Source organism: Neorhizobium sp. T25_13, from assembly GCF_002968675.1.
In the GTDB taxonomy this organism is placed as follows: domain Bacteria; phylum Pseudomonadota; class Alphaproteobacteria; order Rhizobiales; family Rhizobiaceae; genus Neorhizobium; species Neorhizobium tomejilense.
Genome location: NZ_PVBI01000011.1, coordinates 88,948 through 101,500, shown reverse-complemented (window position 1 = coordinate 101,500; position 12,553 = coordinate 88,948). Strand labels below are relative to the sequence as shown.

Below are 12,553 nucleotides of genomic sequence, written 5' to 3'. Positions count from 1 at the left end.
GTCTGTTCCCTTCCTTTTTAGATGGCCGGTTCGGCCGTCGCATTTGTTGCCTGATGAGTGGCAAGATCGTTCAGATGGCAGGCGCTGACATGGCGACCAGCGACCTTGGCCGCGTTTTCCTTCAAGACCGGCCGTTCCACGCGGCAGCGGTCGAAAGCCTTGGGACAGCGGGGATGGAAATGGCATCCCGCCGGCGGATGGAGCGGCGAGGGGATCTCGCCCTTGATCGGCGTGAACACCCGGCGGCGATCGGTGACGGACGGCAGTTCGCGGATCAGCGCCTGGGTATAGGGATGTTTCGGATTGTCGAAGAGCTCGTCCGGCGTGGCGCTTTCCACCACGCGGCCGAGATACATGACCACCACCCGATCACAGATATGTTTGACGACGCCGAGGTCGTGGCTGATGAACAGGTAGGTCAGCCCGAATTCTTGTCTCAGGTCCATGAACAGGTTGAGGATCTGCGCCTGGATCGACACGTCGAGGGCAGCGACGGATTCGTCGCAGACGAGCAGCTTTGGCTTTACCGCGAGCGCCCGGGCAATGCCGATACGCTGCCGCTGCCCGCCGGAAAACTGGTGCGGGTAGCGGTCCAGATAGGACGGATCGAGGCCGACACGCGTCACCAGTGCGGCCACATAATCCCGCATCTCCCGGCCCTTGACGATGCCGTGCACCTTGGGCGCCTCGCCGATCAGGTCGAGGACCCGCTTGCGCGGATTGAGCGTCGACATCGGGTCCTGGAAGATCATCTGGGCGGAAAGCCGCATGGCGCGTTTGTCGTCGCCCTGCAGCGAAGTCAGCGGCCGGCCCTTCCACCGTACCTCGCCGCCGCTCGCGGGCATGATGCCGGCCATCACCCGGCCGAGCGTCGATTTCCCGCAACCGGACTCACCGACGAGGCCGACTACCTCGCCCGGATAGACTGCGAGATTGACTTCGTCGACCGCATGTACGGTCTTCTCCTCGAGGCCCGCCCCGAAGAGATTTGCAATCTTTTCCGCATAGTCGAGCTTGCGGGAAAAACGCCGGCTGACATCCACGGCTTCTACGAGGGGCACGGCTTCCATGAGCGGGTTCGTCATGCGGCGCTCCAGAGGTGAGGGTGGAAACAGCGGAACTCGCGATCGGCGGCGATTGACCGTATCGGTTCGGTGGCGCAGACATCGGTGGCCCGGGCGCAGCGGTCGCGGAAGGCGCAGCCGGAAGGACGCGACAGCGGCGAGGGTGCGAAACCGGGGATCGGCCGAAGCGGTTCGCCGCGCGGCACCGCCGCAGGCACGGCGCTGAGCAGGCCGGACGTATAGGGATGGCGCGGCGCGGTGAGCACCCCATCGACCTGCCCCGCCTCGACGATCCGGCCCGCATACATGACCATGATCCGGTCCGCGAGTGCTGCGACGACGCCGAGATCGTGGCTGATCCAGATCAGCGCCATGCCGAATTCGGCGGCCAGCCGCTTGATCTCGAACAGGATCTGCGACTGGATCGTCACGTCGAGCGCCGTCGTCGGTTCGTCGGCGATGATCAGGTCCGGCCGGTGCAGGAGTGCGATCGCGATCGCCACGCGCTGGCGCATGCCGCCGGAAAACTGGTGCGGATAGGAATCGAGCCGCTCCTCCGGCGAAGGGATGCCGACAAGGCCGAGCGCATCGCGCGACCGGGCGCGGGCTTCCGCGCGCGAAACCCGGTCATGCGCCTGCACTGTCTCGATCATCTGGGTGGCAACCGAGAGAACCGGGTTCAGCGTCATCATCGGATCCTGGAAGATCATCGCGATGCGTTTCCCCCGGATGGTCCGCATGGCCGTTGGGGACTTCGTCAGCAGATCCTCGCCGTTGAACAGGATCTGGCCGCTGACCACCCGGCCGGGCGGATCGACGAGGCCGAGGATCGAGAAGCCGGTGATCGACTTGCCGGAGCCGGATTCGCCGACCAGGCCGACGATCTCCTGCTGACCGACCGTGAAGCTCACGTCGTCGACGGCCTTCAAGATCCCGCGGCGGGTGATGAATTGGGTGGAAAGGTTCTTGACTTCGAGGACGGGTGTCATCGCGCTCACCTTTCACCAAGTCGGGGATTGAGGACTTCGCGCAGCCGGTCTCCGACGATGTTGATCGAAAAGACCAGAACGAGCAGAAGCACGCCGGGGTAGACGCTGATCCAGTATTCGCCGGACATCAGCAACTGGTAGCCGTTGGCAATCAGCAGCCCTAGCGACGGTTCGGTGATCGGCAGGCCGATGCCGAGGAAGGAGAGGGTCGCCTCCGCCGAAATGGCGTTCGCCACCTGCAGCATGCCGATGACGATCAGCGGCGGCAGGCAGTTCGGCAGGATATGGCCGATCAGGATACGCGGCGTGCCGATGCCGAGCGTCACCGCGGCCTCGACATAGTCCTTGTTCTTCTCGACAAGGGCCGCACTCCTGACGGCGCGGGCAAATGTCGCCCATTGCACCAGGATCAGCGCGAAGATCACCTTCCAGAGCCCCTGGCCCAGAAGTGCCAGCAGCATCAGCGCCACGAGGATGGTCGGAAAGCCGAGCATCAGGTCGACGACGCGCATGATCAGCGTGTCGATACGCCCGCCGAAATAGGCGGCGATCAGGCCGAGCACCGTGCCGACCAGAAGCGCGACGATGCCGGAGAATACGCCGACGCCGAGGCTGGTGCGCAGGCCGTAGATCATCGCCGAAAACATGTCGCGGCCCTGGCCGTCGGTGCCGAGCCAGTAGTTCATGCCGTCCATGCTCTGCGAGCCGGGCGGCAGCTTGGAATCGAGGATGTCCAGAACCGCGAGATCGAACGGGTTTTGGGGTGTCAGATAGGGTCCGACGACTGCGCCAAACAGCAGGATGATGCAGACGATGGCGGCAACGACCGCCTTGGGACTGCGGCCGATGCCGGTGACCAGGCGGCCGAGCAACATGTCTTCGGCGAAAAGAGCGCGGGCGGTCATTGGGCGCCTCCGAGCCGTACGCGCGGATCGACCAGCGAATAGAGCACGTCGACGACGAAATTGATGAAGATGAACAGGCTGACGATGACCAGCAGGTAGGCGACCACGACAGGCCGGTCGAGCCGCATGATGCTGTCGATCAGCAGCTTGCCGATCCCCGGCCAGGCGAAAATCGTCTCCGTCACCACCGCGAAGGCGAGCATGCTGCCGAGTTCCAGGCCGATCACGGTGATCAGCGGGATCAGGATGTTCTTGAACACATGGACGAAGACGATGCGGCGCTCGGAAATGCCCTTGGCGCGCGCGAATTTCACGAAATCGAGCGGCATCGTCTCGCGCACGCCGGTGCGGGTGAGGCGGATCACCAGCGAAAGCTTGAACAGCGATAAGTTGATCGCCGGCAGGATCAGGTGAGTGAGACCATCGAGCGTGAACAGGCTGGAACGGAGCCCAAGAAATTCGCCCATCTGGCCGCGCCCGGTGGACGGCAGCCAGCCGAGCCAGACGGAAAAGATCATGATCAGCATCATGCCCTGCCAGAAGCTCGGCAGAGAGAAACCGAAGATCGAGCCGGTCATGATCACTTCGTCGGTGGCGGTGTTCGGCTTCAAGCCGGACAGAAGGCCGAGCGGGATGCCCAGCAGGAGCGCGAAGACGAGGCCGGTCAGCGTCAGCTCCAGCGTCGCCGGCAGGCGTTCGAATATCAGGCTGATGGACGGACGGTTGAAGACGAAGGAGCGGCCGAGGTCGCCGTGCAGCGCGTTCCAGGCGAAAGTGAAGAACTGTTCCCAGAGTGGCTTGTCGAGCCCGAGCGAGACGACGACCTGAGCGCGTTCCGCCGGGCTTGCATCCGGCGAGATCAGCATTTCAGCCGGATCGCCGATCGCATAGATACCAATGAAGACGATAACCGCGGTCACACAGAGGACGGCAATGCTCTGTAGGAAGCGGCGAATGACGAAAACCGTCATGGCGTGCGCTCCTGCTTACCCTTCGTCCCCCAGGGACAGAGAATTCTCATGAAGACGTTCCCTTTTTTCTCGTTGTTGAGGCCGACGATAGCGGGCGGCGCGGGATGCGCAATATTATGCGCGGAATGCATGGTCCTATGCGTTTTGCGCGCGGAACCCTGTTCGATGTCTCTGCTTGTGTTCGCCGCCGCCTTCCGTAGGATCGCGGCATGAATTTCAAGCAGCTCGAAATCTTCAAGACGATCATGGATACCGGCTCCACCATAGCGGCGGCGGCACAGCTCGGCCTGTCGCAGTCGGCGATCAGCCGTCAGCTCGCATCGCTGGAAGAAGAGATCGGTCGCGAGCTTTTCCTGCGCGACAAGGGGCGGCTCATCCCCCGGCCGGAAGCGCATCTCCTGGTCGACGAGGTGGATGACGTCGCAGAGAGCGTCGCCCGGCTGCGCGTCAAGGTCGGCGACGTCCGTTCGGGTGTCTTCGGTGAGGCGCTGATCCGCGTCGCCTTCCCGCACAGCCTCGCGACCACCATGCTGCCGCCGATCCTTGCCCGCTTCAAGGCCGATCATCCGCGGGTTACGGTGGAGATCCTGAGCGGTCCCTACGATGCGATCGAACGCATGGTGCGCGGACGCGTCGCCGATCTCGGTTTCGTCCGCCTGCCGCCGGAGGAACATTCCTTCGACACCCGCCCGCTTTTCACCAGCGGCACCACCTGCGTCATGCCGGTCGGCCACCCGCTGGCCGCCAAGCAGGCCATCGACGTCAACGATCTTGCCCGCAACGACCTGATCCTGCTCGGCCGGCAGCGCGTCAACCGCAACGAACTTGAACACGAACTGCGCCGCATGGTGCCGAGCTACCGCTGCAGCCTGGAAGTCCATTCGGTCGAAACCGCCTGCGCCTGCGCAGCCCAAGGGCTCGGCATCGCCATCGTGCCCTCGCTGATAGCCGAGTTCTTCCGCAGCGATGCGATCGCCATGCGGCCTTTCCTGCCCGACAAGGTCTCCGAATACGGGATCATCTCGATGCCAGGAGCACCGCTGTCCTGGACGGCCGAGGCGTTCATCAACATCATCAAGGCGGATTCGGGCGAAACCACGCTCTAGGTGTGAGCTTTCAGGAGGTTGTCCATTCGGAGCGGATTTAGGAGACTGGAGTTACCACACCTCAGTTTTCCAGGATCGCTCCGAATTGAACATCCATAAGAATGCCCGACTGACCCCGCTGCGTCGAGAGAAATGGCCGTCGCCGTTGTCGGCGGCGCACTCACCAAAGCGCAAGCCGCCCGCGTCTATGCCGTCTCGGCCAGGATCGTGTCGCGCTGGATCGAACGCTTCGAGCAGGATGGGCGCGCCATGGCTGACCGCTCGTCGCGGCCCAAGAACAGCCCGCGGCAGAGAGGTCAGGTTCTGAGCGAGCGCATTGTCGCTCTTCGTCGCCAGCGCCTGACCGGCAAGCATAACAGGCTAGATTTCCGTAGCCTGTAGTAGCATATTTTTAAACGGCGTTTGCTAAATCTGGCCCAAATTTCGAGCTGGAAAGTCCCCATGGGAGATTTTGCGAAATCGGTTACGGATGACGTAGTTATTAAATGGCGTCAGCCTGTCTTCTGGCGAATCTTTTTGATCGTCTACATCACAGCATTGGCAATGTCCGCGCTGGATATAGCAAACGGCCACCTCTTGACGGGTGATATCGACGATCGGATGCGGGCAATCCAGATACGCCAGCTCCTTTCTCCGACCGGTCACTGGTGGAGCCTTGTGCTACCGGTCGTTTCCATGCCTGAACCCTATGTTTCTCCTTGGTCGCGACTGGTCGATCTACCATACGTTGCGATTAGTATCGCTCTGTCGCCGATGCTTGGCCATAACGATGCCATCTCCTGGTCATTCCTGATTTGGCCCCCCCTGATGCTCGGCATTTACAGCATACTGGTCAGTCAAATTTTACGGCGCCTGACCGAATTCCACACGACGGCAGATTATCTGCTGCTGGTCGCAACGACTATTTCCATGACCCTGGCTGTGGGCGAATTTGCGCCGGGGCGAATCGATCATCACGGCATGCAGATCCTCGCGTTGATGACGATCGTGCTTGGCCTTGTCCGCTGGGACCGGTTCGGCGGCATTCTGATAGGACTGGGCAGCGTTACTTCCGTCGCGATAGCATTGGAGGGACTGCCTTTGGTTGTCACCGCCTTTTCGGGGCTGGTGATCTCATATCTGTGCAGAACCCGCGCATCACAACAAGTTCTCGCCGGAGCATCGGCATCTGTTTTACTTTGTACGGTGCCCGTGGCGCTTGTCCTGCTTGGCCCATCGGCTTCTATATCAACGCAATGCGACGCTTTTTCCGCTCCCTATATCTTCTTGCTCGTCGGATGCTCGGCCCCGCTGCTGTTGGTCACTACAGTTTTCCCCCGCATAACAGGGTGGGGGCAATTGGCGATCATATGTGTCGTCGGGGCGGCAGCGGTCGTTTTCGCTGCCTTGCTTTTCCCGCGATGTCTCGCAGGACCTTACGAAGTCATAGATCCCATTTCTCGTTCGCTATGGTTTGACCGTATCCTCCAGGAAAAACCGCTTTGGTCCGCGGCTGCGCACACGCCACCGGCCGTCATCTGGTGGGTTGGGCTCGCGGGGTCTCTTTTGCTGGCTGCCGTGCCACCAATGCTGGGGCCTCGCGGCCGCGAGCAGCCCGGACGGCCAGTCATCTTTGCTATTGCTGCTGCAAGCCTTTTTCTCACGATTGGAATCGCCCGCTACGTCCGTTTCCCATTTGCCTTCATTCCGTTGTTCCTGCCGGTCGCCTATCACTATCTGAAGCAGGGGCAGGCAACGCCAGTTGCCTGGTGGCATACCCGCTCAATCTTTCTGGCGTCTCTTTTACTGCCGATCGCGGCCGCCCAATCAGCCAGCATGTTCATGCCACCGATCGAACTGAACTACGATGCGGCCGACTACATGGCGTTTGACGACTGCCCGCACGGCGATTTCTCCGTACTCGGGAAGGTTACGCCGGGGCGAATTATGGCACCACAAGGATTGTCCCTTCGACTGGCTGAAGGCATGCCCGACGGTTTTTCCGTCGGGGCAATTCCTTTCCATCGGGCGTCTCCTGGCATCAGACGGGCACTGGAATTTTTTATCTTGCCTGGTGCGCATGTCAGGCAACAAGCACTCGAGTCGTTCGACTATGTCGCAATCTGCCGTTTTCCGCTAAAACCGATGCCGGGCGACGCGCCTGTATATACAGCGCTCGCGGGCGGCGAAGAATGGCCGGGTCTTGTGCGAATACCAGGCGATGCTTCCAACCCTTTTCAGCTTTTCCGGATTAACTACCCAGCGGTCCAGTAGGAGCCGCGTGATGCCGAACGCGATGAGCTGTAAGCCATTGGCCGCGCAGCTGCGGTCTACCGAGAGAAGGATCGCTTGGCGGTTGATGGGGGCAGAACAAGAGGAGTGCGAAATCGTACGCGGCCGTTATCAACCAAAGACAGCTACGGCTGATTTGATGGTGACGAGGCCAGCCAGGCCGCCGCTCTAGGTGTGGTCATATGGTTTCAGGCCGTTTTGCATTTTCCGGCCGGCGCTCTTATCAATTCGTATAGATGCGCGTTCCACGGTTTCCCGTAGGCCCGCGAAACGCTAAGTAATGCCCAAGGGAATACCGGGAGCAAACATGCGAGCAGTTCTGGGTGAGGTCGAGAAACGCCGGGCGGAGGCAAGGCTCGGCGGGGGCAAGAAGCGTATTGAGGCACAGCATGCCAAGGGCAAGCTGACGGCCCGCGAGCGCCTCGAGGTCCTGCTCGACGAGGGCTCCTTCGAGGAGTTCGACATGTACGTCACGCATCGGGCGGTGGATTTCGGCATGGATAGCCAAAAGGTCGCGGGCGACGGCGTCGTCACCGGCTGGGGCACCATCAACGGCCGCCAGGTCTATGTCTTCTCCCAAGACTTTACGGTTCTCGGCGGTTCGCTGTCGGAGACACATGCGCAAAAAATCTGCAAGATCATGGATATGGCGGTACGCGTCGGCGCGCCGGTGATCGGCCTGAACGACAGCGGCGGTGCCCGCATCCAGGAAGGCGTTTCCTCGCTTGCCGGCTACGCCGAAGTCTTCCGCCGCAATGCCGAGGCGTCCGGCGTCGTGCCGCAGATCTCGGTCATCATGGGGCCGTGCGCCGGTGGTGCGGTCTATTCGCCGGCCATGACCGACTTCATCTTCATGGTGCGCGACAGCTCCTACATGTTCGTCACCGGTCCCGACGTGGTGAAGACCGTGACCAACGAGATCGTCACCGCCGAAGAACTCGGCGGCGCCGGCACACACACGAAAAAATCCTCGGTCGCCGATGCCGCCTTCGAAAACGATATCGAAGCGCTCGAAGCCGTCCGCCAGCTCTTCGATTTCCTGCCCCTGAACAACCGTGAAAAGCCGCCGGTCCGTCCCTTCCACGACGATCCGGCCCGCATCGAAAACCGCCTCGACAGCCTGATCCCGGACAGCGCCGCAAAACCCTACGACATGAAGGAACTGATTTATGCGATCGCCGACGAGGGCGATTTCTTCGAGATCCAGGAAGCCTATGCGAGAAACATCATCACCGGCTTCATCCGTCTCGAAGGCCAGACGGTCGGCGTCGTCGCCAACCAGCCGATGGTGCTGGCCGGCTGCCTCGATATCGACAGTTCCCGCAAGGCCGCCCGCTTCGTGCGGTTCTGCGACGCGTTCTCGATCCCGATCCTGACTCTGGTGGACGTGCCGGGTTTCCTTCCGGGCGTGGCGCAGGAATATGGCGGCGTCATCAAGCACGGCGCCAAGCTTCTCTTTGCCTATTCCGAAGCGACCGTCCCCATGGTTACGCTGATCACGCGAAAAGCCTATGGCGGCGCCTATGACGTCATGGCCTCGAAACATATCGGCGCCGATTTCAATTATGCCTGGCCGACCGCCGAAATCGCGGTCATGGGTGCGAAGGGAGCGACCGAAATCCTCTATCGCTTGGAACTCGGCGACCCGGAGAAGATCGCGGCGCGGACGAAGGAATACGAAGAGCGTTTCGCCAATCCGTTCGTGGCGGCCGAGCGCGGTTTCATCGATGAGGTGATCATGCCGCATTCATCGCGCCGCCGCATCGCCCGCGCCTTCGCTTCGCTGCGCAACAAGCAGGTGACGACGCATTGGAAGAAACACGACACGATCCCGCTGTGACCAGCGGAAATTCGGCTGGCCGCTCTCTATATAGGTGTCGCCCCGCTAAAACCCTCGGGCGCGCCACCTGAATGGAAGGAAGATTTCATGACCGACAAATCCCCCGCCGAGAATTTTCCAGCGGGCTACGAGCTCCCGAAGATCTGGACCTGGGAACAGGGAAACGGCGGCCAGTTCGCCAATATCAACCGGCCGATCGCCGGTCCGACACATGAGAGGGAGCTGCCGGTCGGCAAGCATCCCCTGCAGCTCTATTCGCTGGCAACGCCGAACGGCGTGAAGATCGGCATCATGCTGGAAGAACTGCTGGCCGCGGGCCACAAGGGTGCCGAATACGACGCCTGGCTCATCAAGATCGGCGATGGCGACCAGTTCGGTTCCGGTTTCGTCGACGTCAATCCGAATTCGAAGATCCCGGCCTTGCTGGACCGTTCCACGCCCGAGCCGACCCGCGTTTTCGAGAGCGGCTCGATCCTTCTCTATCTCGCGAACAAGTTCGACGACGCATTCCTGCCCAAGGACCACAAGGCCCGCACCGAAACGATGAACTGGCTGTTCTGGCAGATGGCCTCGGCGCCCTATCTCGGCGGCGGCTTCGGCCATTTCTATGCCTATGCGCCGGTCTATATCAAATATGCCATCGACCGGTTCTCGATGGAGGTGAAGCGCCAGCTCGATGTTCTGGACCGGCATCTTGCCGAGAACCGGTACATGGCAGGCACCGAATATTCGATCGCCGATATCGCCATCTGGCCCTGGTACGGCAACCTGGCGCAAGGCAAGGCCTATGGCGAGGCCGGCACCTTCCTCGACGTCCAGAGCTACAAGAACGTCCAGCGCTGGACGGCCGAGATCGCCGAACGGCCGGCCGTCAAGCGTGGCCGCATGGTCAACCGGGTGAACGGCGATCCGTCCGAACAGCTTCACGAACGCCACGACGCTTCCGATTTCGAGACGAAGACACAGGACAAGCTCGTCAAGGCTTGAAGAACGACCGCAAGGAGACCAGCATGCCCAGACCGCCCGACATGACGAAACATAGGGGTTTCCCTTCCGGCATGCCGGGCCACGGGCATCATTTCACGATCCGGCGGGCAAACGAAAAGGGGGCGACGCCGCTGAAGCAGCTGCAGCGCCTCGCCCGCCCGGGCACGATCGAACACAAGGTGGATGCCGCCTTCCTGCATGCGCTGTGGCACCATTTCGGCTCTGAGCCGTTCGAGCGGGGCAATCTCGATGCCGGCCGGCTTAACCTTCTGTTCGGCCGCGAGGTCGTTCCGGCCGAAAGCGATTTCGACCCGACCTCCTACGACGCGCGTCTCAGGATCGACGAGAAGGTCGCCCGCAGAACGTTCCCCGAATCCTTTGACGACGTCATGGAGGTCTGATGCCGGCGCTCAAGAAAATCCTCGTCGCCAATCGCGGCGAGATCGCCTGCCGGGTCATCAGGACAGCCCGCAAGATGGGCATAAAGACGGTGGCGGTCTATTCGGACGCGGATGCCGAGGCGCTGCATGTACGGATGGCGGACGAGGCTGTTCACATCGGCCCGGCACCGTCTTCCCAGTCCTATATCGTCATCGACAAGATCCTGGAGGCGATCCGGACGACCGGCGCGGATGCGGTGCATCCGGGTTATGGCTTCCTTTCCGAAAATGCCGCGTTCGCGCAGGCGCTGGAAAAGGTAGGTGTCGTTTTCATCGGCCCGCCAGTGAAAGCCATCCAGGCGATGGGCGACAAGATCACCTCCAAGAAAATCGCGGCCGAAGCCGGCGTCTCCACCGTTCCCGGCCATATGGGCCTGATCGAGGATGCCGAGGAGGCGGTGAGGATTTCCGCCTCGATCGGTTACCCGGTGATGATCAAGGCGTCCGCCGGCGGCGGCGGCAAGGGCATGCGGATTGCCTGGAACGATGCCGAGGCGCGCGAAGGTTTCCAGTCCTCCCGCAACGAGGCGAAGAATTCCTTCGGCGACGACCGCATCTTCATCGAAAAGTTCGTCGACCAGCCGCGCCACATCGAAATCCAGGTGCTCGGCGATCAACACGGCACCACGCTCTATCTCGGCGAGCGCGAATGCTCGATCCAGCGCCGCAACCAGAAGGTCATCGAGGAGGCTCCGTCGCCCTTCCTCGACGCCGAAACCCGGCGGGCCATGGGCGAACAGGCGGTCGCACTCGCGAAAGCGGTCGGTTATTTCTCGGCCGGCACGGTGGAGTTCATCGTCGACGGCGCCAGAAATTTCTATTTCCTCGAGATGAACACCCGCCTGCAGGTGGAGCACCCGGTCACCGAACTCGTCACCGGCATCGATCTTGTCGAACAGATGATCCGCGTTGCGTCAGGCGAAAAACTGTCGCTCGGTCAGGACGACGTCAAGCTGAATGGATGGGCGATCGAAAGCCGGCTTTATGCCGAGGATCCCTACCGCAACTTCCTGCCGTCGATCGGTCGGCTGAGCCGCTACCGTCCGCCGGCGGAAGGCCGGCAGGACGACGGCACCGTGGTCCGCAACGATACCGGCGTCTTCGAGGGCGGCGAGATCTCCATGTACTACGACCCGATGATTGCAAAACTCTGCACCTGGGCGCCTGATCGTTTGGCGGCGATCGACGCGATGAGCAAGGCGCTCGACGATTTCGAGGTCGACGGCATCGGCCACAATCTGCCCTTCCTCTCGGCCGTCATGGATCACGACCGTTTTCGCTCCGGAAACATCACCACGGCCTTCATCGCCGAGGAGTTCCCGGAAGGTTTTTCAGGCGTGCATCCCGACGAGGCGGCCGCGAGGAAGCTCGCCGCCATCGCCGTCCTAGTTCATCAGGTCCTGCAGGAGCGGGCGGTCCAGATTTCCGGCACGATCGGCAATCATCGTCGGGTGATCGGCAAGGATTGGGTGGTGACGCTCGCAGGCTTCGAAGAGGCCGTGACGCTCCAAACCGGGCCTGACGGCGCCGGCGTCCGCTTTGCCGATGGGACGCAGCTTTCCGTCGCCAGCGGCTGGCTGCCGGGCCAGAGCCATGCCCGCTTCCATGTCGGCGGCGAGACGATGGGGGTCAAGGTCAACCTCATCGGCTCCGCAGTGCGGTTGCGCTGGCGCGGCATGGACGTCACCGCCCGCGTCCGTTCGCCCCGCGTGGCCGAACTTGCCCGCCTGATGCCGAAAAAACTGCCGCCGGACACCTCGAAGATGCTGCTCTGCCCCATGCCCGGCGTCATTACCTCCGTGTCGGTGAAAGCCGGCGACGCAGTCGAAGCCGGCCAGACGCTCGCGACCGTCGAGGCGATGAAGATGGAAAACGTGCTGAAGGCCGAGCGCAGGGGTATCGTCAAGCACGTCGCCGCGAGCCAGGGCCAAAGCCTGGCGGTCGACGAGTTGATCATGGAGTTCGAGTGATGGCCGAGAA

The 12,553-nt window shown here is 61.9% G+C and carries 10 protein-coding genes and 1 pseudogene; 7 read left to right on the top strand and 4 right to left on the bottom strand.

From position 1 onward, the window contains the following. Positions 1-17 precede the first annotated feature (17 nt). From C5J22_RS23375 to C5J22_RS23360, 4 genes are read right to left on the bottom strand one after another with little or no spacing between them, the layout of a single operon-like run. Positions 18-1,085 carry an ABC transporter ATP-binding protein gene (locus C5J22_RS23375; protein WP_105440204.1) on the bottom strand — a complete coding sequence of 356 codons (1,068 nt, stop codon included), beginning with the start codon at positions 1,083-1,085 and terminating at the stop codon, positions 18-20. Continuing rightward, positions 1,082-2,053, bottom strand: coding sequence for an ABC transporter ATP-binding protein (locus C5J22_RS23370; protein ID WP_105440203.1), 972 nt, complete (start codon positions 2,051-2,053; stop codon positions 1,082-1,084). Before C5J22_RS23370 ends, C5J22_RS23375 begins: the two co-directional genes overlap by 4 nt. A 5-nt stretch (positions 2,054-2,058) precedes the next feature. Continuing rightward, positions 2,059-2,958 (bottom strand): ABC transporter permease, encoded by a 900-nt coding sequence (locus C5J22_RS23365; protein ID WP_105440202.1) that lies wholly within the window; start codon positions 2,956-2,958, stop codon positions 2,059-2,061. Next, complete coding sequence (locus tag C5J22_RS23360) at positions 2,955-3,929, bottom strand: ABC transporter permease (protein WP_105440201.1); 975 nt, start codon at positions 3,927-3,929, stop codon at positions 2,955-2,957. The genes C5J22_RS23365 and C5J22_RS23360 overlap by 4 nt, the downstream gene beginning before the upstream one ends. 209 nt (positions 3,930-4,138) lie before the next feature. Here C5J22_RS23360 and C5J22_RS23355 point away from each other — a divergent pair, with 209 nt between their 5' ends. From C5J22_RS23355 to C5J22_RS23325, 7 genes and pseudogenes are all read left to right on the top strand, one after another. Continuing rightward, positions 4,139-5,035, top strand: coding sequence for a LysR family transcriptional regulator (locus C5J22_RS23355; protein WP_105440200.1), 897 nt, complete (start codon positions 4,139-4,141; stop codon positions 5,033-5,035). 85 nt (positions 5,036-5,120) lie between these two features. Further along, positions 5,121-5,389: pseudogene (locus C5J22_RS23350) on the top strand (leucine zipper domain-containing protein); the annotation flags it as partial. Between the two features lie 87 nt (positions 5,390-5,476). Further along, positions 5,477-7,288, top strand: coding sequence for a hypothetical protein (locus C5J22_RS23345; RefSeq protein ID WP_105440199.1), 1,812 nt, complete (start codon positions 5,477-5,479; stop codon positions 7,286-7,288). Positions 7,289-7,613: 325 nt separating this feature from the next. Further along, complete coding sequence (locus C5J22_RS23340; RefSeq protein ID WP_105440198.1) at positions 7,614-9,146, top strand: acyl-CoA carboxylase subunit beta; 1,533 nt, start codon at positions 7,614-7,616, stop codon at positions 9,144-9,146. An 87-nt stretch (positions 9,147-9,233) separates the two neighbouring features. Further along, positions 9,234-10,133, top strand: coding sequence for a glutathione-dependent disulfide-bond oxidoreductase (gene yghU / locus C5J22_RS23335; RefSeq protein ID WP_105440197.1), 900 nt, complete (start codon positions 9,234-9,236; stop codon positions 10,131-10,133). Between the two features lie 23 nt (positions 10,134-10,156). Then, on the top strand, positions 10,157-10,534 hold the full coding sequence (locus tag C5J22_RS23330; RefSeq protein WP_105424839.1) for a hypothetical protein: 378 nt from the start codon (positions 10,157-10,159) through the stop codon (positions 10,532-10,534). After that, positions 10,534-12,543: an acetyl/propionyl/methylcrotonyl-CoA carboxylase subunit alpha gene (locus C5J22_RS23325; RefSeq protein WP_105440196.1), complete on the top strand. Its 2,010-nt coding sequence runs from the start codon at positions 10,534-10,536 to the stop codon at positions 12,541-12,543. Before C5J22_RS23330 ends, C5J22_RS23325 begins: the two co-directional genes overlap by 1 nt. Positions 12,544-12,553 lie beyond the last annotated feature (10 nt).